The sequence below is a fragment of the Arthrobacter sp. JDC6 genome (assembly GCF_056484025.1).
Genome location: NZ_CM151278.1, coordinates 1,451,665 through 1,473,793, shown reverse-complemented (window position 1 = coordinate 1,473,793; position 22,129 = coordinate 1,451,665). Strand labels below are relative to the sequence as shown.

General features: G+C 67.8%; 15 protein-coding genes and 1 pseudogene. 6 read left to right on the top strand and 10 right to left on the bottom strand.

Features of this window, described 5'->3' with window-relative positions; genetic code table 11:
• Nucleotides 1-30: 30 nt before the first annotated feature.
• A complete protein-coding gene (locus ACV095_RS06910) occupies nucleotides 31-1,455 on the top strand; it encodes a zinc-dependent metalloprotease (protein WP_223992143.1) in 1,425 nt (474 codons plus the stop codon).
• Between the two features lie 61 nt (nucleotides 1,456-1,516).
• Here ACV095_RS06910 and ACV095_RS06905 read toward each other — a convergent pair whose 3' ends face one another.
• From ACV095_RS06905 to nudC, 3 genes are read right to left on the bottom strand one after another with little or no spacing between them, the layout of a single operon-like run.
• Nucleotides 1,517-2,149, bottom strand: a complete 633-nt coding sequence (locus tag ACV095_RS06905) for a M48 family metallopeptidase (protein ID WP_056394033.1) — start codon at nucleotides 2,147-2,149, stop codon at nucleotides 1,517-1,519.
• A complete protein-coding gene (locus ACV095_RS06900) occupies nucleotides 2,146-4,281 on the bottom strand; it encodes an ATP-dependent helicase (protein ID WP_478223164.1) in 2,136 nt (711 codons plus the stop codon). The genes ACV095_RS06905 and ACV095_RS06900 overlap by 4 nt, the downstream gene beginning before the upstream one ends.
• A gap of 55 nt (nucleotides 4,282-4,336) precedes the next feature.
• A complete protein-coding gene (gene nudC, locus ACV095_RS06895) occupies nucleotides 4,337-5,359 on the bottom strand; it encodes an NAD(+) diphosphatase (protein WP_018768551.1) in 1,023 nt (340 codons plus the stop codon).
• Between the two features lie 143 nt (nucleotides 5,360-5,502).
• Between nudC and ACV095_RS06890 the strand changes: the two genes are divergently transcribed.
• Nucleotides 5,503-6,762: a macrolide 2'-phosphotransferase gene (locus ACV095_RS06890; RefSeq protein WP_018768552.1), complete on the top strand. Its 1,260-nt coding sequence runs from the start codon at nucleotides 5,503-5,505 to the stop codon at nucleotides 6,760-6,762.
• A 33-nt stretch (nucleotides 6,763-6,795) separates the two neighbouring features.
• On the opposite strand, the gene ACV095_RS06885 is transcribed toward ACV095_RS06890, so the two are convergent.
• The 3 genes from ACV095_RS06885 to ACV095_RS06875 form a co-directional block, all read right to left on the bottom strand.
• Nucleotides 6,796-10,275 (bottom strand): UvrD-helicase domain-containing protein, encoded by a 3,480-nt coding sequence (locus ACV095_RS06885; protein WP_478223163.1) that lies wholly within the window; start codon nucleotides 10,273-10,275, stop codon nucleotides 6,796-6,798.
• Nucleotides 10,272-13,523, bottom strand: coding sequence for an ATP-dependent helicase (locus tag ACV095_RS06880; protein ID WP_478223427.1), 3,252 nt, complete (start codon nucleotides 13,521-13,523; stop codon nucleotides 10,272-10,274). Before ACV095_RS06880 ends, ACV095_RS06885 begins: the two co-directional genes overlap by 4 nt.
• A gap of 122 nt (nucleotides 13,524-13,645) precedes the next feature.
• On the bottom strand, nucleotides 13,646-14,062 hold the full coding sequence (locus tag ACV095_RS06875; RefSeq protein WP_018768555.1) for an MGMT family protein: 417 nt from the start codon (nucleotides 14,060-14,062) through the stop codon (nucleotides 13,646-13,648).
• Between the two features lie 63 nt (nucleotides 14,063-14,125).
• Here ACV095_RS06875 and ACV095_RS06870 point away from each other — a divergent pair, with 63 nt between their 5' ends.
• From ACV095_RS06870 to ACV095_RS06855, 4 genes are all read left to right on the top strand, one after another.
• The gene (locus ACV095_RS06870; RefSeq protein WP_018768556.1) at nucleotides 14,126-14,836 is read left to right on the top strand and encodes a 3'-5' exonuclease; all 711 of its coding nucleotides are present in this window, start codon (nucleotides 14,126-14,128) and stop codon (nucleotides 14,834-14,836) included.
• Nucleotides 14,837-15,165: 329 nt separating this feature from the next.
• Entirely contained in the window at nucleotides 15,166-16,119 is a 954-nt protein-coding gene (locus ACV095_RS06865) for an ABC transporter substrate-binding protein (RefSeq protein ID WP_018768557.1), read from the top strand.
• A 12-nt stretch (nucleotides 16,120-16,131) separates the two neighbouring features.
• Nucleotides 16,132-16,896 (top strand): amino acid ABC transporter permease, encoded by a 765-nt coding sequence (locus tag ACV095_RS06860; RefSeq protein ID WP_018768558.1) that lies wholly within the window; start codon nucleotides 16,132-16,134, stop codon nucleotides 16,894-16,896.
• Nucleotides 16,893-17,630, top strand: a complete 738-nt coding sequence (locus ACV095_RS06855; protein WP_134163775.1) for an amino acid ABC transporter ATP-binding protein — start codon at nucleotides 16,893-16,895, stop codon at nucleotides 17,628-17,630. Before ACV095_RS06860 ends, ACV095_RS06855 begins: the two co-directional genes overlap by 4 nt.
• Nucleotides 17,631-17,766: 136 nt before the next feature.
• Here ACV095_RS06855 and hemL read toward each other — a convergent pair.
• The 4 genes and pseudogenes from hemL to ACV095_RS06835 all read right to left on the bottom strand — a co-directional run bounded on the left by hemL (nucleotide 17,767) and on the right by ACV095_RS06835 (nucleotide 22,124).
• A pseudogene (gene hemL, locus ACV095_RS06850) lies at nucleotides 17,767-19,095 on the bottom strand (glutamate-1-semialdehyde 2,1-aminomutase).
• Nucleotides 19,096-19,128: 33 nt separating this feature from the next.
• Nucleotides 19,129-20,205, bottom strand: coding sequence for an LLM class flavin-dependent oxidoreductase (locus tag ACV095_RS06845; protein ID WP_018768561.1), 1,077 nt, complete (start codon nucleotides 20,203-20,205; stop codon nucleotides 19,129-19,131).
• A complete protein-coding gene (hemB, locus tag ACV095_RS06840) occupies nucleotides 20,202-21,185 on the bottom strand; it encodes a porphobilinogen synthase (protein ID WP_478223162.1) in 984 nt (327 codons plus the stop codon). Before hemB ends, ACV095_RS06845 begins: the two co-directional genes overlap by 4 nt.
• A 57-nt stretch (nucleotides 21,186-21,242) precedes the next feature.
• Nucleotides 21,243-22,124: a uroporphyrinogen-III synthase gene (locus ACV095_RS06835; RefSeq protein WP_478223161.1), complete on the bottom strand. Its 882-nt coding sequence runs from the start codon at nucleotides 22,122-22,124 to the stop codon at nucleotides 21,243-21,245.
• Nucleotides 22,125-22,129 lie beyond the last annotated feature (5 nt).

Below are 22,129 nucleotides of genomic sequence, written 5' to 3'. Positions count from 1 at the left end.
TCAACAGTCACACCATCGATCGGCGGGACCATGACCTCCAACCCACTCAATCCGTCCAACGGCGACGACACCCCCAAGGATCCGTTGACCGAAATGCTGCAGAACCTAATGGGCGGCAAGGGGATGGAAAACTTCGATCCCGCCGAGCTGGCCAAGGCGGCCGGCCTGCCGGACGACCCCAACCTGCTGGCCCAGATGTTCTCCCAGGTTCAGGCGATGATGAGCGCACCGTCCGAAGGGCCCGTCAACTGGACACTGGCCCACGACAATGCCCGGCGGGTTGCGGCCGGCAGCGCGGACCCGTCCGTCACAGCCCAGCAGTCCCGGGAGGTGGATGAAGCCCTCCGCCTCGCCGAGATGTGGCTGGACCCCGTCACCGACCTGCCCGCCACCGGTCTGATCGGCAAGGCATGGTCCCGCGCGGAATGGGTGGAGGCCACCCTGGGCACCTGGAAGCGGCTGACAGAACCCGTGGCCAACAGCATCGCCAATGCGCTCTCCTCCGCCATGACGGAGCAGATGCCCGAGGAAATGAAGTCCATGATGGGCGGCGCCTCCTCGATGCTGCAGAACATGGGCGGCGCCATCTTCGGTATGCAGCTGGGGCAGGCAATCGGCGCCCTGTCCAAGGACGTGGTGAGCTCCACCGACATCGGCGTCCCGCTGGCCGACCTTGAGATGGCACTCCTGCCGGCCAATGTCGCCGCGTTTGGCGAGGGCCTGTCCCTGCCCGAGAACGACATCCGGCTGTTCCTGGCCGTGCGGGAAGCCGCGCACGCCCGGCTGTTCGTACAGGTTCCCTGGCTGCGCGGACACCTGCTGGGCGCCATCGAGGCATACGCCCGCGGCATCCATATCGACACCTCACGCATCGAGGAACTCGCCCGCGACCTTGACCCCAGCAACCCGGAAGGCATCCAGGAGGCCCTGTCGCAGGGCGTGTTCATGCCACAGCGGACTCCCGCCCAGGAACAGGCACTGGAAAAGCTCGAGACCGCGCTGGCCCTTGTGGAGGGCTGGGTGGATGAACTGACCGCGGCCGCCACGGAGAAGGTCCTGCCGTCCGCCGGGGCACTGCGCGAAACAGTGCGGCGCCGGCGGGCAACGGGCGGTCCCGCCGAACACGCCTTCGCTTCACTGGTGGGACTCGAGCTGCGTCCGCGCAGGCTGCGGGACGCGGCCACCCTGTGGGCCACGTTGAAGGAGGAACGCGGGATCGAGGGCCGTGACGCCATCTGGCACCACCCCGACCTGCTGCCCACGGCCGAGGACCTGGATGATCCGAAGGGTTTCAGCTCCCGCCGCAAGCTTGCCGAGGCAAGCGACAGCGAGGTGGATGACGCGCTGCAGAAACTGCTGGACGGCGGTTTCGACGACACCTCCGGTGATCAGGGCGGCGCCGGGGACACCGGCAGCAAGGACGACGACGGCGGAACGGACCAGCCCAAGGGCTGAGACATTGCTGGCGGGCCAGGGCCTCCTGGCCCGCCAGACTTCTTTTCGCCGGATTTGCCCGCTATTGGACTACGTCAGCGTCAAGCGGGCCGACGTCAGGCTGGTCGGCATCTTTGTCCATTCCCCGCGACGTGGCGAAGGAAACACCCTCGAGGAAGGCCTTGGCCCGCTGGGTTTCGGGGTAGGCCTCCAGCAGCTGCCAGAAGGCAGCGTTGTGTGAGGCCACCAGAAGGTGGGCCAGCTCGTGGAGCAGCACGTAGTCGATGACCCACTGGGGCATGGGCCGCAGCTTGTCAGACAGGCGGATGGTCCCCTCGGCCGGCGTGGCCGAACCCCACCGGGAATTCTGGTTGCTGACCCAACGGACGGATGTGGGCACTGACCGGCCACCGAGGTATTGCGTGGACAGTGTGGCCGCATGGGCTGCGAGGGCCTCATCTGTGGCAGGACGCCGCCGCCCGGCTGCCGCCTGCCGCTGCCCCTGCTTGTGCAGTTTGGCCAGCATTTTGTGGACCCACTCGCGCTCCTGCGCCGCAGTGAAGCGGGCCGGAATGGCAACCACCGCCGTCCCGTCTTCCCAGAACGCCGCCACCGTGCGGGTGCGCCGGGCAGAGCGCCGCACCTCCACCGGAGAACCGTTCGAGGTGGTCAGCACTGACGCCTGCCGGGCACCGCCGCTGGCTCCGCGTTTCACAGGACCGAGCTTTCGACGAGGACCCGGAGGACGTCCTCCCCGTACTTTTCCAGCTTGGATGGGCCAACGCCGGCCAGGCCGGCAAGTTCCTCCAGCGACGCCGGCCTCGCCTCCGCGATGGCAGTGAGGGTGGCGTCGGTAAAGACGACGAAGGCCGGGACGTCCGCGGATTGGGCCACCTCGCGGCGCCAGTTGCGGAGCGCATCAAAGGTCTGCTCCTCGTAGCTGGGGGGACACGCGTTGCAGCGGCCAACCTTGCGTTCCGCCCCGGTAGCAAGCATGCTCCCGCAGACCCGGCACACGGCGGGGGCGGCAGCCTTGCGGCGCGGAAGCGCGCCCTTCCCCCGGGTGCTTGAGCTTGCCACCGAGTCCGGCCGCAGGCCGTCGAGGAACCGGGACGGCTTCCGGTTGGCGCGGCCCCCGGGGGTCCTCGCGGTGCTCCACGAGAGGGAAAGGTGTTCACGGGCGCGGGTGATGCCGACATAGAGGAGGCGGCGCTCCTCATCCACCGATTCCGGTGAATCGGCGAAGGAAATGGGCATCAGGCCTTCGCTGAGCCCCACCAGGAAGACGGCATCCCATTCCAGGCCCTTGGCCGCGTGGAGCGAGGCGAGCGTAACGCCCTGCACGGTGGGCGCGTGCTGGGCGAGGGAACGCTCCTGGAGTTCGTTGACGAAATCAGCCAGGCCAAACTGGGGGCCGCGGGACTGCACCAGTTCGTCGGCGAGCGCCACCAGTGCCGCGAGGGACTCCCAGCGTTCGCGCAGGGCACCCCCGCTGTGCGGTGCCGAGTCGGTGTAGCCGAGGGAGGAGACGATGTCCCGGACCAGTTGACCCAGGGGTTCCGGTGTGTCCGATTCGGAAACCGCCCGGGTGGCGGCACGCAGCTGGAGGATCGCGTCCCTTACCTCCTTGCGGGCGAAGAAGCGCTCGCCGCCACGCAGCTGGTAGCCGATGCCTGCCGCGGCCAGCGCCTGCTCGTAAGCCTCGGACTGGCCGTTGGTACGGAAAAGGATGGCCACTTCGCTGGCTGGAGTGCCGGCGTCGAGCAGTGCCTTGATCTTCTGCGCCACCGTGGCGGCTTCAGCTTCGTCGTCCGTGCACTCGGTGAACTGGGGCGCGGGCCCGGCGGGGCGCTGCGCCACGAGCTGGAGGGGCGATGCCCACGCGGCGTCGGCGGTGGGCCCGCCGCTGCGGCGGGCGGCCAGCAGGTCATTGGCCAGTTTCACCACCTGCGGGGTGGAGCGGTAGTCCCTGATGAGCTTGACCACGTTGGCCTGGGGGTATCGGGTCTTGAAGTCCAGGAGGTGCCGGGGCGATGCGCCGGTAAAGGAATAGATGGTCTGGCTTGCGTCACCCACCACGCAGAGTTCGTCACGGCCGCCGAGCCACAGGTCCAGGAGCCGCTGCTGCAGCGGGGAGACGTCCTGATATTCGTCCACCACAAAGTGCCGGTACTGTTCCCGGACCGTGGCGGCCACCTTCTCGTCCTCCTGCAGGATGCCCACCGTGATCAGCAGGACGTCCTCAAAGTCGATCACGTTGCGGTCCGTCTTGACGTCCTCGTAGGACTGGAAGACCCGGGCGACCGTGGTGAGGTCAAACCCGCCGGGCGCGCCCCTCCCCTGGGCGTTCTCCAGGTAATTGGCCGGTGTCAGCATGGACACTTTGGCCCATTCGATTTCCGAGGCAAGGTCGCGGATGGAGGCCCGGTCCGTGCTGAGCCTGAGCCGCCGGGCGGCCTCTGCCAGCATCTGGGCCTTGTGGTCCAGCAGGTTGGGCAGTGTTCCACCCACCGCCTGGGGCCAGAAGAACTGCAGCTGGCGCAGGGCAGCGGCGTGGAAGGTACGGGCCTGCACGTTGCCGGCGCCAAGGTCCCGCAGGCGGCTGCGCATCTCTGCCGCAGCCCGGGCCGTGAACGTTACGGCGAGCAGGCGCTGCGGAGTGTAAACCCCCGAGTGCACGCCGTAGGCGATGCGGTGGGTGATGGCACGGGTCTTTCCGGTGCCCGCGCCGGCCAGGACGCACAACGGGCCATTCAAGGTGCTGGCCACCTCACGCTGTTCGGCGTCCAGTCCGCCAAGGATCCGGTCCTCCAGCGAGGCTGCTCCCTCAAAATTCTCTGTAGTCACTTCTGCTGCTTTGTTTCTCGACTACCGCGTGCTGGAGTCTGGTGGATGGAATAACTTAGGCGCCAGTGAGGTCCTGGATCCGGCCGCCGTACCAGTGCTCAATAAGCGAGCGGGCAATGGAGAGCCTGGTGGAGATGGTGATCTCCCCGCTGAGCACCGCTTCCTGGAGTTCCTCCCGGCTGAACCAGCGGGCCCTGGTGACCTCCACGCCGTCGGGCGTTGCCTGGGCGTCCTCGGTGACGGCGGTGAATCCAAGCATAAGGGAGGCGGGGAACGGCCACGACTGGGAGCCGAGGTACTGGCAGGCGGTGACCCGCACGCCCACCTCCTCCTGGATCTCGCGCACCACGGCCTCTTCAAGGGATTCGCCAGGCTCAACGAACCCGGCGAGGGTGGAGTAGTTCCGGGCGTCCACGGGGCCGCCGCCGCCCAGGAGCAGCCGGCCGTCCGGGCCGACGACAGTGACGATGATGGCGGGGTCCGTGCGGGGGAAGTGTTCGGAACTGTCCGCCGGGCACCGGCGCACCCAGCCGCCGGCCACCACTTCCGTGGGGGTGCCGCAGCGTGGGCAATGCGTGTGGGCAGCGTGCCAGTTTGCGATGGCGCTGGCTTCCACGAACAAGGCTGTGGAGGTGGCCGTCAAGCCTGCGGCGACGTCGCGGAATCCAGCCCACTCAGCATCCGCGGGGATACCGGCGGTCCCGGGTTCCGGGGGCTCAGGAAGGACGAACAGCAGCAGCTCGGTCCCGGCCGGAAGGTGTGAGGCAGGCAGCGCCGAGCCCAGGTACACCACGAGTTCCGGCGCGGCTCCTGCTGCTTTCAGCTGTGCCAGGAGTTCCCTGGCCCCGGTCAGCATCATGTCGCCGCCCTGCACCAGCCCCTGGCGCCTCGACAGGACCGCAGCCAGCGCATCCGGGCCGGACAGAAGATCATCGATCATGCCGGGCCTGGCGCGCGCGGCCGATCCGCGGTCCACCAAGGCCGGCCTTACGGGGAGCAGGGTATCCACCAGATGGTTCGCCGGCAGCCGTTCCGGCGCCGCCTGGTGGACGGGTATGACAGACTCCGCATGGCTCATGGTTCCACCGTACTGACTGCTTCCGACATTTCACATTTCGGGAGGTACCGCCCCGCCGCAGGGAAGCCCCCTATTTGCAGCTATCTCAAGACTCGCCGCGGCCGGACCGCTGTCTGGGAGGGCGGGCAATCTACCGTGGAACGGTGAGAAGAAAACCGATTGAACTGGCGGCAATAGCAACCGCGGCAGTCCCCGGACTGACCCCGACGGCCGTTAGCTCCGCGCCGGATGACCCCGCGGACTTCGATTCGGCCCTGCTCCTCGATTCCGAAGGAAAGCGCTGGCGGGTCCGGTCGCCGCGCCACGCGGAAGCCAGCGCGCGGCTGGAAACGGAATTCCTGGTACTCCGGGCTTTTGCTCCCGCCGTGCGCGCCGAACTGCCGTTCCTGATGCCGACGGTGGCCGGCAGCGTCCGGCTGGGAACGCTGACCACCTTCGTATACTCGCACCTGTCCGGCACCACACGCAGCGTCGAGGAGCTGACGTCGGGGCCTGCCGGCCTGGCCCGGGAGATCGGCTCCGCCTTGGCCGCGGTCCACGACCTGCCCCGCTCACTGGTCAGCAACGCCGACCTGCCCAGCTACACCCCCAACGAGTTCCGCCAGCGGCGGCTGAACGAACTGGACCAGGCAGCCACCACCGGCAAGATCCCGGCCGCACTGCTGCGCCGCTGGGAACACGCCATGGAGGATGTGTCCCTGTGGCGGTTCAACCCCTGCGTGGTCCACGGCGACCTGCATGAGGACAACCTGCTGGTGGAGGCGGGCAGGGTGACCGCAGTAACAGGTTGGACCGACCTGCGCATCGGGGACCCGGCCGATGACTTCGCCTGGCTGGTGGCTTCCAATGAACAGGACTTCATTGACGCCGTGCTGAAGGCGTACACATCCAGCCGACGCGACGTGCCGGACCAGCACCTCCTGCGCCGGGCCGCCCTGTCCGCCGAATTCGCCCTGGCTCAGTACCTGGTCAAGGGCCTCGCCACCGGTGACCAGGACATGGTCACCGAGGCGGAAGACATGCTGGAGAGCCTGGCCAGCGACATCGCCGAGTACGGCGGCCAGCCGATCAGCGTGGAGCCGCTTCCGGTCAAGGACAGCCCGGACGCTGCAGGCGCATCCGTTCCCGCAGCCGCCACCGGATCCGGAACAGGCGCGGCTTCCGGGAGCGGCAGTTCCGCCGTCACTCCCGCCGTTACGGTGGTTCCGGTCCCCGCCGGGTCCACTACGCCAGCGGAGCCGGCAGTCTCCATCCAACCTGCAGTGCACGTTGCCCCCATCCCGGCGGAGCAGCCCACTGCAGCCGGTTCCGCGGAGGCCACGGGCGCCGAAACCCCCGGAACCAAGGGTCCGGACGATACATCCACCGCCGCCATCTCGGTCATTAACGTCAAACAGGGCTGAGCCTGGCCAGGCCTGGCCACGTGGCAGTCCCACTCAAGGCCGGCTAAGCGCAGCGGCAACGATTCCTTCCAGCTCGTCGGCCGATCCCAAATCGTGCGGCCGCACCACAGCGTTGTCAGCCACGTAGAAGAATGCAGCCCGCACGTCCTCCAGGGGAACATCCTTCAGGCGTGCCCACGCCAGCCGGTACACCGCCAACTGGATCGAACGGGTCTTCAGCTGCTCCGCGGACGGCCGGCGGCCGGTTTTCCAGTCCACCAGGTCCCAGCGGCCATCGGCGTCACGGAATACGGCGTCCACCCGGCCCCGCACCACAACCTCCCCAACCCTGGTTTCCACCGGGACCTCGACGAAGGCCGGGTTCCGCTCAGCCCAAGGGGAAGCCTTGAACGTAGCCACCATCTCATCCAAATCGTAGGCAGCATCGATATGGTCGTCCGAACCGGGCGCTTCGCCGAGGTCCAGCATTCCGGCCCTGCCAAAATATTCCTCCACCCAAGCATGGAAAGCGGTGCCCTTCCGGGCCGACATGCCCGGTTCCCGGGGCACCGGCCGGCGCAGGCGCCCCAGCACCGCCTCAGGGTCATCCCCGAGGTCAACCAGGGTGGAAGCAGAGATGTGGGTAGGCAGGTGCACATCCTGCCCACTGGATCTTCTGGCCCTGCGCTCCAGCAGCAACGCGGCTTCGCGTGCCCAGCCGGCCGCTGCTCCCGTCAGGCCGGGCTGCGGCCCGGACCGCTCCGCGGGCACCAGCGCTCCCCCGCCGGTGGACAGGATCCCGAGCACCCGTTGGGCCGCCGACTCCATGGCCGTCCTTCGCCCGCGGGCCAACCGAAGGCGCTCACCGCTGCGTGGGTCCACGGGCCCTTCAAGGGGGTCGTACGGCCAGGTTGCTTCTTCTGTTTCCAGTGTCAACGGACTCTGCAGGGGCAGCGCTGCCTCCTCCAGCGACAGCGGGTGGACCACAGCCTCCCGACTTCCCGCGCCGTCAGCCGGTTGCGCCAGGACTTCCAGCTCCGCAAGGAATGGAGACATCTCCGCCCGCCCCGCCCGTGAGCCCACCCAGGCGGCACTGGACACCCACAGGACATGCTTGGCCCTGGTGTAGGCGACGTACGCCAGCCGCCGTTCCTCCGATTCGCCGTGGGCCTGCACCCCGGCCTTGTAGTCCTTCTCCGCGTCCAGCCAGCCTTTCTGGTCCGGTTGGTCGAGGTCCCACTGCGGAAGGTCGGCCCGGTCCCCGCGCAGCGGCCAGGGCAGCGCGGCGGAACCGCTGCTCCAGCGGGAGTCCCTGTCGCTGGGGAAGGCGCCGGCATTCATCCCGGGGACAAACACAACATCCCATTCCAGGCCCTTGGAAGCGTGGACCGTCAACAGCTGCACGGCCTCCCGGTTCACGTCACTGGCAGGCGCTTCCAACCCGTTTTCTTCCGCTGAAGCAGCCTCCAGCCAGGACAGGAAAGCGAGGATATCCACTCTCTGGGAGGTGCGCAGGAACCCGGCGGCGGCATCCTGGAACGCATCGAGGTTGCGGCGGGCCTGGTGGATGCTGATCCCCGGGCGCGCTGCCACTTCGATGTCCAGCAGCATGGCCCTCTCCACCTCGCCCAGGAGCGTGGTGAGGTCATCGCCGAGGTATCCGCGCAGTTGCCGCAACTCGGCAGACAGCCGGGCCAGCCTGCTGCGGGCCGCAGCGCTGAGGATGCGGCCATTCTGCGACGTCCACCCGTCACGCGGCAGGAAGTCCAGGGCCTCCACCAGGCTGGCGCCGTCGGTAAGGTCACCCTCGAGGACGGGGACGCCTGCTTCATCGCTGTCACCGTCCCGGGTGTCGGCGTCGAACTCCTGCGCAGCCCGCCCCCGCCTCCTTGCCAGCTGGCTCGACCAATCGCGCAGGGCCATGAGGTCGGCAGGACCTATCCGCCATCGGGCACCCGCGAGCAGCCGCATCAGGGCATCAGACCGCCCCGGATCGGCAAGCACGCGGAGGGTGGCCACCAGGTCAACAATCTCCGGGGTGTCCAGGAGTCCGCCAAGACCGACGATTTCGTAAGGGATCCCCCGGGCCTCGAACTGCCGCCGGACGGTTTCCATCTGGGCGCGCCTGCGGCACAGCACGGCGAGGGCCGGCGGCTCGGGCACACCGTCAGGTTTCAGTTCGAAGTCTGTCACCCGGTATTTCAGGACATCGTCAGCCAGGGCTGCAGCTTCCTCCACGTCGCTGGCGAAACGGCCCAGCACCACCGTTCCGTCCACGGCATGGGGGCTCGGCTGCAGCGGGGGCACGTCCGCAGCTGCTGCCCTGTCCCCGGCAGGTCCCTTGTGGGCCGCTGACCGGCCGAGGGATTGCGACATGACGTTTGCTGCGGCCAGGATCGACCGGCCGTTCCGCCAGGCCGTTGTGAGGTATGAGGTGGGGGCAGGCGCCCAGCCCGGTGCCTCGTCCGGTGCGCTGGTCCGGACGGGAAATTCGCGGACGAAGTGGAACAACTGGCCCGCGGAAGCGCCACGGAAACCATAGATTGACTGGTTGGGGTCCCCGACCGCTGTCACGGCGTGGCCGCCGCCGAACAGACGGGAAAACAGCACCAACTGCGCGTATGAGGTGTCCTGGAACTCGTCGAGCAGGACCACTTTGTACCGCTGGCGCTCCATCTGGGCAGCCAGCGGGACCTCCTGCGCCACCTTGGCGGCGAGGGCCACCAGGTCGCCGAAATCGAGTGCGCCGCGGGCCCGTTTGGCTGCGGCGTAGCGGCCCACCATGTCAGCGACGCTTGCCCTGGTCCGCAGCATTCCACCCAGGTCCAGTGCCGCCTTGGGCGGGTTCCTTTTCTTTCCGGCCACGTAGGGCAGTGAATCAAACTCCGAAAGGCGGGCCATGAGCCACGCTTCGACGTCCTCAGGCTCCTGAAGGTGTTCCGCGCATTCCCCCGCCAGCTGAATGACGGCCTTCACCAATGTGGACTTGGCGGCCCGGAAGTGGGCGTATTCGCCGTCGTAGGCCTCAACCACCTCACTGGCCAGCTGCCAGGCCTGCGCGCCGCCCAGCAGAACCACGTCCCGCTCCACCCCGAGCCGCAGCCCGTAGTCGGAGACGATGCCGCTGGCGAACGAATGGTAGGTGGACACTTTGGGCTCAAGGGCGTCACTGCTGCCCAGGGCCTCCGGAAAGACGCCTTTCCCGGCCTCCTTCGCCGCAAGACGCTGCAGGGCCAGGAGCTTTGACCGGATCCGGCTGGCAAGTTCGCCGGCCGCCTTCCGGGTGAAGGTCACGCCCAGGACCTCCTCAGGGGTGACCCACCCGTTGGCCACGAGCCAGACCACCCGGTCCGCCATGGTGGCGGTTTTTCCCGATCCGGCTCCCGCGATGACCAGCCGCGGAGCAAGCGGCGAGGAGATGATCGCTGATTGCTCAGGCGTTGGGGTATTTCTTTCTCCGAGCAGCGCAGACAGTTCTTCGGGGCTGAAGCGCACCGCCGGAGCGGCTTCCGCGGCTGCCGGCACCCTGCTCATTCGGTCACCTGCCTTCCGCGCGCGCACAGGGGGCACACCTCAGGGAGCCGGCAGCCATGGCCGCCATGGCTGCCCTTGGCAGGGTCATGCCGTGCAACGAACTCCTTGCCGGCCATCACGGCGGCCGCCTCCTTCACCATGTCCAATGCCCAGTTCTCCTGCGGGTCGAGTGGTTCCTGCTGCTGGATGGCTGGATTGATGGCTCCAGTCCCCAGCTGTGCCAGCACGGCCCCGCCGGACCTGGGGCGGTCCCCGTCAGCGCCGGCATCGAAACCGCCCGCCAGTACCGCCGCCTGGTATGCGCCGAGCTGTGGGTGGCGGGACAGATCGTCCTTGCCTGGCTGCCGCTTCCCGGTCTTGAGGTCCACCACCACCAGCCGCCCTTCGGCGTCGATCTCCAAACGGTCCACCTGGCCGCGGAGCACCGCTTCACGCGGCGGAGCATCGTCCACTGCCACCTGGCCAAGGGCCACTTCAAAGTCCTTTTCCACGCCCAGCAGGCTGCGGTTTCCGCTCCTCATCGAAAGCACGTACTGCGCAAGCTTGCGCACCATGGCTTCAGCACGCTGGAAGTCCAGCTTTCCCTCCCAGTTGTCCTTCATGCCCAGCGCAGGCCAGCGCCGCACGAGTTCAGCAACGTACTCTGATCCGGACGCGTCCGGCATGTCCTGCGCGATCGCGTGCACCAGGGTGCCCAGGCTCCGGGCGAAGTCCGTTGCTGCTTCCCCGCCGGCTGCCTGGACGAACCAGTCCAACGGCGACTTTTGGACGGTCTCCACTTTTGAGGGGGAAACGGACACCGTCCCGCCGGGCGGGACCACCGCCTCCGAGGAGGTCAAAGGGGCAAGTCCCCACCAGCTGTCCGGGTGCGCTCCGGCCACGGCAGGGTCCTGCGCAGCGAGATGCGCCAGAACCCTCGCGGCTTCCGCTGCCTGGGCTGTCCCCTCCAGCTGGACATGTTGCCGGAGCTCGGCGACCAGGGCGCGCAGCGTCATGGGCCGTTCCACCTGGGTGAACGCCCGCCCCTCCTCCCCCGGGTCCAGGGGCGCAACGAAGTCCAGGAAGGATGACGGCTGGCAGTCCTCCGACGAGACTGCGGTACAAACCAGCAGCTCCCGTGCCCTGGACACCGCCGTGGAGAAACTCCGGAGTTCGTCGTAGCGGATGTCCCGGAGGCGGCTCAAGGGGTCCCGCTGGAGGGCATACTCCGGACCATGTTCCACGGCATCCGCATACAGCGTGCTGCCGAGCAGTTCACCGCGGAGCCTTGTGTTGGGCCACACCCCCTCCTGCAGCCCCGCAACTATCACGACGGGCCATTCCCGCCCGGCGGCACTGGCGGGGGTCATCAACTCCACGGCATCATCCACCTGGGCGCGGGCGGCGAGGGTGTCCATGGGAAGCTCCTGGTTCAGGAGGTACTCCAGGAACTGTTCGGGGCCCGCGCCGGGCATCTGGTCCACGTAGCGCTCCGCTGTGTGGAACAGCGCCATCATGGCGTCCAGGTCGCGGTCAGCCCGGGCCCCGTGCGGGCCGCCCGACAAAGCGGTGGCCGTCCACACCGATGAGAGCCCCGTGGAGTTCCAGAGCGCCCACAGCACCGACTCGGCGTTGGCACCGGGCAGGTGGGCGGCTTCCCGCCCGGCCTGGATCATCCGGGCAGTCCGGCGGGCGGCGCGGCCCTCGATACCCAGTGCACCCAGCGCGCCGGGCTCAAGCAGTGCCTCGACCAGCAGCACATCGCTGGCGCGGCCCCCGCCGCCCAGGAGTTCCTCGCGCCGCAGCGATTGCCGGAGCCTGCGCAGTTCGATGGAGGTGGCACCACCGATGCGGGAGGTGAGAAGTGACACTGCGGCCTCGGGTGTCAGCAGCTTGGGATCCAACGCAATGGCGAAAGAATCCAGCAGGGGCCGGACAGCCACCTCGTCCCGGACCGCCGATTCGGCCACAGGCACCCGCACCGGAATGCCCTGCCCGGAGAGATAACGCTGCAGCTCGCTGACCTGGCCGCCGTTGCGGACGATGACTGCAATATCCGCGAGACCGCGGTTGTGGTTGATGTGCTGGTCCAGGATCCGCTGTGCAACATACCGGAGCTCATGCACCGGAGTGGGGACCAGATGGGCCTCGACGTTCCCGGGAACGGCAGGTCCGGGGCGCGCGGGGCCTTCGGCCTGTCCAGGCCACACCGGCGGTTCAAGGCGCCGTGCCAGCTGGCCGCCTGCGCGCTGCGAAATGCGGCCCGCGACGTTTTGCCACGCCTCGGCCAGGCTGGGCGCCAGGCCGTGGGCGTGCCACAGCGGGCGCTCCAGGACAGGCGTCCGGGTTGACAGCAGCCGGGGCAGCTCCGCCACCAGGTCGGGACGGGCTCCCCGGAAACCCTGGACCACCGTGTCCGGGGACGATGTCACGTAGCAGTCCTTGCCGGCGGCGATATCTGCCAGCAGCTCAAAGATAGCGGGGTTTGCTTCCTGGATATCGTCCACCAGGACAACCTGCAGCCGGGCACGTTCCGCGGCGAGGAAATCCGGGGCGTCCTGGAAGATCTGCCGGGCGGCCGTGATGATCCCGGCGGGATCGAAGGCCTCGGGCATCCGCAGGTCAAGGACGTCGCGGTACTCGGCATACAGCGCAGCTGCGGCTTTCCAATCGGGCCGGTTGCATTCATCCGCCAACCGGACAAGGTCCCCGGCCGTGCGGCCGGATTCGATGATGCGGTCAAAGAGCTGCCGCACTTCCTGGCGGAAGCCGCGGGTTTCCAGTGCCCCCTCAAGATCGGCGGGCCAGGGCAGTTCAAGGCCGGGAAACCTGTGGCCTTCGAGGAGTTCCCTGATGATGAGGTCCTGTTCCGGGCCGGACAGCAGCCGTGGCGGCCTGGAAAGCGGGATAACGCCCTCGGCCTTGGCACGGCGGATCAGGTCGAAGGCGTAGGAGGCCCACGTCCTGGCGGGGGTGGTGCTGAGGCTCCTGTCCAGCCGGGCGGTAAAACGGTCGCGCAGGAAATCGGCAGCGAGGCGGGTGGGCGCGAGAATCAGCATGCGCTCGGGGTCGACGCCGTCACGGAAGACCCGCTGGACGGCGGCCTCGACCAGGACGGTGGTTTTTCCCGTGCCCGGTGCGCCCGGGACCAGGACGGGCCCGGAACCCTGTGCCACGTCAACTGCGGCCTGCTGGTCCGGCGTGAGCCGGAGGGCTTCCACGTGCACCCGTCGCGGGGGCAGCAACCGGAGGGCAGGGACAGCAGGCAGGCCACTGCCGCTGTCCGGGGTCCCTGCGTCGGGAAAAGCCTGCTCTTGCCCCGTGTGGGGCTGGCCTGTCCCCGGCGCCTGCCGGTGCGGGTCCCAGGGGCCGGTCAAAGGAATTGTTACGGTCACAAAATCATTCCATCATCAGCCACCGACAATCTGTGGAGGCTGCGCTCAAGCTGCCCGGCAATTGCGTCGATACTGTCAAAATCACTCTCCGTGGGTGCCCAGCGGGCGGCCGCCAGGTCAACCCGCCACCGGCCCTCCCCGGTCCGGAGGTACGAACTGAAGTCGCCAAGGAGCGCGGTGCCCTCTTCAAGGTAAAGGAGGAGGGCCTCGGCCTCATGCCCCTCGGGCGCGTGGCCGCTGGCCTTCAGGACGCGCCACCAGGGAACGCCGCCGCCATGGTGGCTCATGACGGAACCGATCTGGCGCGGTCCGCCCGAACCCAGGAGCTCGGCCACATCCCCGTACGACACTGCGGACCCTGGCGGTACCAGCCTTACGACGGCAAGGACCGCTTGGACGTACTCATTCCGCATTGATCCAATCTAGCCGCAGTGGCGTTCCACGGATTTGTCAGTGGGTCCCTTTAGCGTTGAAGCATGAGTTCCTGGAACACCCTTCCCCGCGCAGCCTTCGACCTGGAAACCACCGGCCGCAATTCGCGGGCGGCAAGAATCGTCACCGCATCAATCACCGTGGTGGACCACCAAGGCCAGGTCATCAAGGAACACGAGTGGCTGGCTGATCCCGGCGTGGAAATCCCCACCGAGGCAAGTGACGTCCACGGCATCACCACCGAACAGGCCAGGCGGGACGGCCGCCCGGCGCACGAGGTCACCCGTGAAGTCGCCGCGGTGCTCCAGGAGCTCTTCGATTCCGCCATCCCGGTGATCGCGTTCAACGCGAGCTACGATTTCACGGTCCTTGCCGCTGAATCCGCCCGCTATGGGATTCCCCAGCTCAGCCGCTTCCCGGTCCTTGACCCCTACATCATGAACAAGCAGGTTGACCGGTTCCGCAAGGGCAAGCGCACGCTCACCGCATTGTGCGAGGAGTACGGCGTGGTCCTGGACAATGCCCACACTTCGGCCGCGGATGCGCTTGCCACCCTGCGGGTCCTCGATGCGATGGCGGGCAAGTTCCCCAAGCTGGTGATGCCGGCAAGCCAGCTGCACCAACTGCAGGTGGACTGGGCGGTCAGCCAGGCGGCGGACTTCCAGGGGTACCTCCGAAAGACAAAGCCGGCCGCCGTGATCGAGGGTGACTGGCCGGTGCTGCCGCCGCAGGATGCAACGGCAGGTGGCTTCTAGGCGCAGCCGCGCCACTCCAAACTGGGAGGCATGTCACAGTCATGCTGCTTCACAAACCGCGGAGTCCCTGCACCTGCATCCTTCACCGGAAGAGGGTAACCGCGCGCAAGCTGCTCCAACTTCCTCATAAAGGGCGGAATTTCATTTGGCAGAACCGAGATTGGGCTCGCGCTTCTTCGGCAAGGACCCTCACTTCACGCTAGTGAGACAATAAAGTTTTGCGGTCACCCCTGCCCCGGACGGCTCGACCAGCACCGGGCAGGTGCCAGGCGCCACAGCGCTGCCTTGCGGCCCGGTCGACTTATGACTCATATGAAAGTGACAACCTGATGAAAATCAAAGCGATGAAGTGGCTCACTACCGCTCCCGTTGCACTTGCCCTCGCGGTTTCCCTCGCAGCCTGCGGCGGCGGGTCTTCCCAGCCCAGCGGCACCCCCACCGATGCCCTCGCCGGCAGCGACCAGCAGACGCTGGACAAGTACACCACCGCCAACGTCACCCCGGTGGACAAGATCGACAAGACCAAGCTGGGCCTCATCACCGAGGGCACCCTGCGCGTGGGAACCCTCTCGGACGCCCCGCCCAACATCTTCATCGACCCTTCGGGCAAGTTCACCGGCTACGACAACGAGCTGCTGCGCGCCATTGCCGACAAGCTGGGCCTCAAGGTTGAGTTCGCCTCCACCGACTTCTCGGCCCTGCTGTCCCAGGTGGCCAACAAGCAGTTCGACGTCGGATCCTCCTCGATCTCCACCACCGACGCCCGCCGCAAGACCGTTGGCTTCACCAACGGCTACGACTTCGGCTACATGGCTGTGGTGACCAAGAACGGCTCCAAAGTCAACGGCTTCGCCGACCTCAAGGAAGGCGTCCGGATCGGCGTCGTCCAGGGCACCGTCCAGGACGACTACGTCACCAACACCCTCAAGCTGGAGCCGGTCCGTTTCCCGGACTACAACACCGTGTACGGCAACGTGAAGAACGGCCAGATCGACGCCTGGGTGGCACCCTCCCAGCAGGCAACCGGCCAGGTCAAGGAAGGCGACAACACCAAGATCGCCGAGAAGGTTGTGAACACCCAGAACTTCACCGCCTACGCCGTCAACAAGGACAACCAGCCCCTGATCGACGCCCTGAACTCCGGCCTGGACGCGGTCATCGCGGACGGTACCTGGGCCAAGCTGACGTCCGAGTGGTACAAGGACCGCCCCACCGCCGCTGAACAGACCCCGCAGGGCTGGAAGCCGGGCAGCAAGGCCGTCCAGATCCCGGCCGCCAAGTAACCAGGGCGTTCCATGGATATCCTCAAGCAACTCGCTGACACCTTCCTTGACTGGAAGGCGATGGGCGAAGTCATCCCCAAGATGTTCGCCGTCGGCCTGCCGAATACCCTCGTGCTGGCCATCATCTCGGGCATCATCGGGACAGCCCTGGGGATGCTGCTCGCCCTGATGGGGATCTCCCGGAACGCAGCAGCGCGCTGGGTCGCGCGGATCTACACGGACATCCTGCGCGGCCTCCCGCCGGTCCTGACCATCCTGGTCATCGGCTTCGGGTTCGGGCCGATCGTCCGCGAATTCACGGGTTCCACGAGCCCCTACCCGATGGCTGTCGCGGCGCTTTCGCTGATGTCCGGCGCCTACATCGGCGAGATCTTCCGCTCCGGCATCCAGAGCGTCGACAAGGGACAACTCGAGGCTTCCCGCGCCCTGGGGTTCGGCTACGGTGCGTCCATGCGCCTTGTAGTGGTGCCCCAGGGCATCCGGCGGGTGCTTCCGGCCCTGGTCAACCAGTTCATTGCGCTGATCAAGGAATCATCCCTTGTCTTCCTCCTGGGACTGCTGGCAAGTGAGCGCGAGATCTTCCAGATCGGCAAGGATGCGGCGGCCACCACCGGCAACCTGTCGCCCTACGTGGCGGCAGCCGTCTTCTACCTGGCGCTGACCATCCCGCTGACCCACTTCGTGAACTGGATCGATGCCCGGCTGCGCACCGGCAGGCCCGAAAAGAAAGAACCGGACGAGGCCGCAGCGGTCGTTGGAAAGGGAGCCCAGGCATGAGCGAATTTGCGTCGGGAACACTGAGCGCCAAGAACATCCACCTTTCCTTCGGCAGCAACCACGTCCTGCGGGGCATCGACCTGCACGTTCCCCAGGGCACCACGGCGTCCGTCATTGGACCGTCGGGTTCGGGCAAGTCCACGCTGTTGCGCGTCATGAACCGCCTGATCGAACCGGACCAGGGGGACATCCTGCTGGACGGGCGGTCAGTCCTGAAGGACAACCCGGACGAGCTGCGCCGCCGGATCGGCATGGTGTTCCAACAGTTCAACCTGTTCCCGCACAAGACGGTGGAGGAAAACGTTTCACTGGCCCTGCGGAAGCTGCGCAAGCTCTCCAAGGAGGAGGCGCGCAGTGAGGCACTGGAGCAGCTGGACCTGGTGGGCCTGAGGCATAAGGCCGAATCCCGCCCGGCCAACCTCTCCGGCGGCCAGCAGCAGCGCGTGGCCATCGCCCGTGCGCTGGCCATGAAGCCGGAGGTCATGTTCTTCGACGAGGCAACCTCCGCCCTGGACCCGGAGCTGGTCAAGGGCGTGCTGTCGCTGATGGCGGACCTCGCCAAGGGCGGCATGACCATGGTGGTGGTAACCCACGAAATGGGCTTCTCCCGCAACGTGTCCGACGCCGTGACGTTCATGGACGCCGGTGTTGTGGTGGAGTCCGGTCCGCCGGAGCAGCTCTTCACCGACCCGAAGACGGACCGGCTCAAGGGCTTCCTCTCGGACGTCCTCTAGGGCCGAAGGCACGCACAGACAGAAAATCCCCGCTTCCCGGACTTTCCCCTCGCATGCAGTGGGATTTGTCCGGAAGGCGGGGATTTTTCGTCCCGGCGGCAGGTTCACGACGCCGGGACGCGCCTTTTCGCTGTTCCTACCCCTGGGCGGCGGCTGCGGCCCTGGCTGCCGCGGGAAGGGCGTCGTAGATCCGGTTCATGGCATCATCGTCGTGCGCGGCGGAGAGGAACCAGGCCTCGAAGACCGACGGCGGCAGGTACACGCCGGACTCCAGCATGGAGTGGAAGAACGGCGCGTAGCGGAACGCCTCCTGGGCCTGGGCGTCGGCGTAGTTGTGGACGCCGTGGGCCGAGGTTCCGAAGGCCACCGAGAACAGGTTGCCGGCGAACTGGATGGAGTGGTCCACCCCCGCGGCATCCAGGGCGTTGGACAGCGCGGAGGACAGTTCGAGGGACCGGACGTCGATGAAGGAATAAACGTCCCGCGTGGCGTGCGTCAGGGTTGCCACACCTGCCGCCATGGCCACCGGGTTCCCGGAAAGCGTTCCGGCCTGGTAGACCGGGCCGGTGGGGGCCAGGTAGTCCATGACGTCGGCACGTCCGCCCAGTGCCGCCGTCGGCATGCCGCCGCCGATGACCTTGCCGAAGGTGAGCAGGTCCGGAGTCCAGGGGTCCTCGGCATCCGGCGCGCCTCCGGTGAGGCCCCAGTAGCCGGAGTAGCCGGTGCGGAACCGGTCAGGACCTCGTCGACGATGAGCAGCGCGCCATGCTCGCGGGTGATCCGGGAAAGCCCTGCATTGAACCCTTCGGCGGGGGTGACCACACCCATGTTGGCGGGCGCCGCTTCGGTGATGACGGCCGCGATATTGGATCCGTGCGTGGCGAAGGCTTCCTTGACGGCCTGGAGGTCGTTGTAGGGCAGCACCAGGGTTTCGGCGGCGGTGGCTTCCGTGACGCCGGCGGAACCGGGCAGGGCGAGGGTTGCCACGCCGGAGCCTGCAGCGGCCAGGAGTCCATCGAGGTGGCCGTGGTAGCAGCCGGCGAACTTGATGATGAGGTTGCGGCCGGTGAACCCGCGGGCCAGCCGGACCGCCGTCATGGTGGCTTCGGTGCCGGGGAGACCATGCGGAGGCGCTCGACGGCGGGGACCCGCTCCTTCACGATTTCGGCCAGGTTCGCTTCGTCCGGGGTGGAAGCGCCGAAGGAGAGGCCGCGGTCGACGGCGGCGTGGACGGCATCCAGCACGGCCGGGTGGGCGTGCCCCAGCAGCGCCGGGCCCCAGGAGCAGACCAGGTCCACGTATTCCTTGCCGTCGGCGTCGTCAGGTAGGGCCCCTTGGCGGAGACCATGAAGCGCGGCGTCCCGCCGACGGAGCCGAAGGCCCGGACCGGCGAATTGACTCCGCCCGGCATCAGCTGGCGGGCGCGGTCGAAGAGTGCCTCGTTGCGAGGATTGCTGGAAGTCATGGTTTCTATTCTCTCAGTTAGCCGGAAGCGCAGTCAGCCGGCGAGCAGCTCTGCCACCCGGGGCGCCACCGCGGTGCCCATCAGTTCGATTGAACGCATCATGGCCGCGTGCGGCAGCGGTCCGTTGCTGTATTTCAAGTCGAAGCGGTCCACACCCAGGTTCCGCTTCAGCCGGACGATTTTTTGGGCCACCGTTTCCGGCGATCCGACGTAGAGGGCGCCTTCCGCGGAGCACAGGGCGTCGAACTCTCCCCGGCCGGCCGGTCCCCATCCGCGTTCGGCGCCGAGCTTGTTGCGCAGCTTCAGCCAGTGCGGGAACAGTTCTTCCCGGGCCTGCTCATCGGTGTCGGCCACGTGCCCGGGCGAGTGCGTGGCCATCTGCTGCATGGGGTGCCCGTACTTGGCCATCGCCTCCCGGTAGAGGTCGGCAAGCGGCCGGAAGCCGCGCGGCTGGCCGCCGATGATGGCAAAGATGATGGGATAGCCGTACTGGGCGCAGCGCAGCACCGATTCTGGTGTTCCGCCCACCCCGATCCACGTGGGCAGCAGGTGGTGCTCCAGGGGCGGATAGACGCTCAGGCCGTGCAGCGCGGGCCGGGTGCGGCCTTCCCAGTGCACGGGCTTTTGCGCGCGGACCTTGTCGAACAACTCGAGTTTCTCTTCGAACAGGACCTCATAGTCGGCCAGGTCCAGGCCGAACAGGGGGAAGGATTCGATGAAGGATCCGCGCCCCAGCATCACTTCGGCGCGGCCGTTCGAAATGGCGTCCACAGTGGAAAAGCGCTGGAAGACACGGATGGGGTCATCCGAGCTCAGGACCGTTACGGCGGAGCCCAGCCGGATGCGGGTGGTGCGGGCGGCAGCGGCGGCCAGGAAGACTTCCGGCGCTGACACCGCGTAGTCCTTGCGGTGGTGCTCACCCACGCCAAAGGCATGGAGCCCGACGGCGTCGGCAAGTTCCGCCTGTTCCAGCAGTTGGCGCAGGACCTGGGCGTGCGGCTGCTGGCTGCCGTCCGGAGCCTCGCCAACGTCACCGAAGGTGTTCAGGCCGAGGAGGATGCGGTCCTCCCCCACCGGCGCGGTGGGTTCCGCGGCCTGCCCGGCTGTCACCGGGCGTCCTTCAGCCAGCCGGCCAGTTCGGCGGCCCAGTACGTGAGGACCATGTGGGCCCCGGCCCGCCGGATGCCCAGGACGGACTCGGTGATGGCTGCGCGGCGGTCGATCCAGCCGTTGGCGGCGGCGGCCTCGATCATGGCGTATTCACCGGAAATCTGGTAGGCGGACACCGGGACGGGACTCATCGCGGCAACGTCGGCCACGATGTCCAGGTAGCTCATGGCCGGTTTGACCATGATGATGTCCGCGCCCTCGGCGAGGTCCAGTTCAACCTCGCGGAGGGCTTCGGTGCGGTTGCCGGCATCCATTTGGTAGGTCCGCCGGTCGCCCTTGAGCTGTGAGTCCACCGCTTCGCGGAACGGCCCGTAGAACGCCGAGGCGTACTTGGCGGCGTAGGCGATGACGGAGGTGTTGGCATATCCGGCTTGATCCAGGGCCGACCGGATGGCGGCGATCTGGCCGTCCATCATGCCGGAGGGGCCCAGCATGTGCGCGCCGGCCTCCGCCTGTGCAACGGCCATCCTGGCGTAGATCTCCACGGTGCGGTCGTTGTCCACGTACCCGTCGGCGTCGAGGACTCCGCAGTGGCCGTGGTCGGTGAATTCGTCCAGGCACACATCGCTCATGACCACCAGGTCATCGCCCACTTCGGCGCGGACGTCCCGGATGGCCTTGTTCAGCACTCCCTCCGGGTCGAGTGATGCCGAGCCTTCGGCGTCACGGGTTTCCGGGATGCCGAAGAGCATGATGCCGCCCAGGCCGAGCTCAACGGCCTCCGCCGCGGCCCGCTTGAGCGTGTCGGTGGTGTGCTGGACCACCCCCGGCATGGAAGTGATGGGGTTGGGTTCCGTCAGTCCCTCGCGGATGAAGGCCGGAAGGATGAGTTCCGCCGGCGAGAGGCGGGTTTCGGCGGTCAGCCGGCGCATGGCGGGGGTGGTGCGCAGGCGGCGGGGGCGTTGGTTGGGGAAAGTCATGGGTCCTGTCCTTCGCGTTGTTCTTGAAGCTTGAGGGGGCATACCGGGGCGGGGCGGTCAGGGCGGGTTGAGGGCCTTCGCGACGGCCGCCACCAGCCCGTCCGGTGTGGGCTCAGCCGCCACCGCAGCCACGTCCAGGCCCAGGGCAGCAGCCTGGTCCGCCGTCGAACGGCCGATCACCACCAGCCGGCAGCCGCCCAGAGGACCAAGGGCGGAAATACGGCGTACGGCGCTCGGCGAGGCGGCGATCACGGCCGCTATGCGCCCTTCGGCGATGTCCGCGGCGGCCGTTTCGGGCGTCAGGAGGGAGTACGACGGCGGGTGCTGGCCGGCGTCGCCGTCTTCCGGCTGCACGGCGAGCCTGCGGTCGGCTGCCGCCGGATAGTCGACGGTGCGGTAGGCCGTTACGGCGGTGACGGCGCTGCCTGCGGCAGCGAGGCCCTCTGCCAGTGTGCCGGCTGCGATGTCCGCCTGCGGCAGCAGGATCCTGCCGCCGCCGGGCCATACCGCGAGGAGGCCGGCGGCCGACTGTTCGCCGGCGGGGGTGAGGGCGGGTTCCAGCCCGCCCGCCGACAGCAGCCTCCGCGTGGCGGGGCCGATCGCGGCGATCCGGGTACCGGAGGGGACCAACTGGCCCAGGCCAAGGCCACGCTCGGCGGCCTTTTCCATCAGGACATGCACGGTAGTGGCACTGCTGACCACCAGCCAGTCGAAGGCCCCTGCCGCCAGGGCGTCGCAGGCGACGTCGAGCGCGTGCTGGTCCGGGGCCCGTTCGAAGTCGATGAGCGGCAGCAGCACCGGCATTGCGCCGGCTCCGGCCAGGGCCTCCACCAGGGCACCGGACCGCTCCGGGCTGCGCGTGACGAGGACGCGGGCTCCGCCCAGCAGGGATTGGCTGGGTGGAATCTGCGGTCCGGACCTGCGGGAAGGCTGCGTCATCGCCG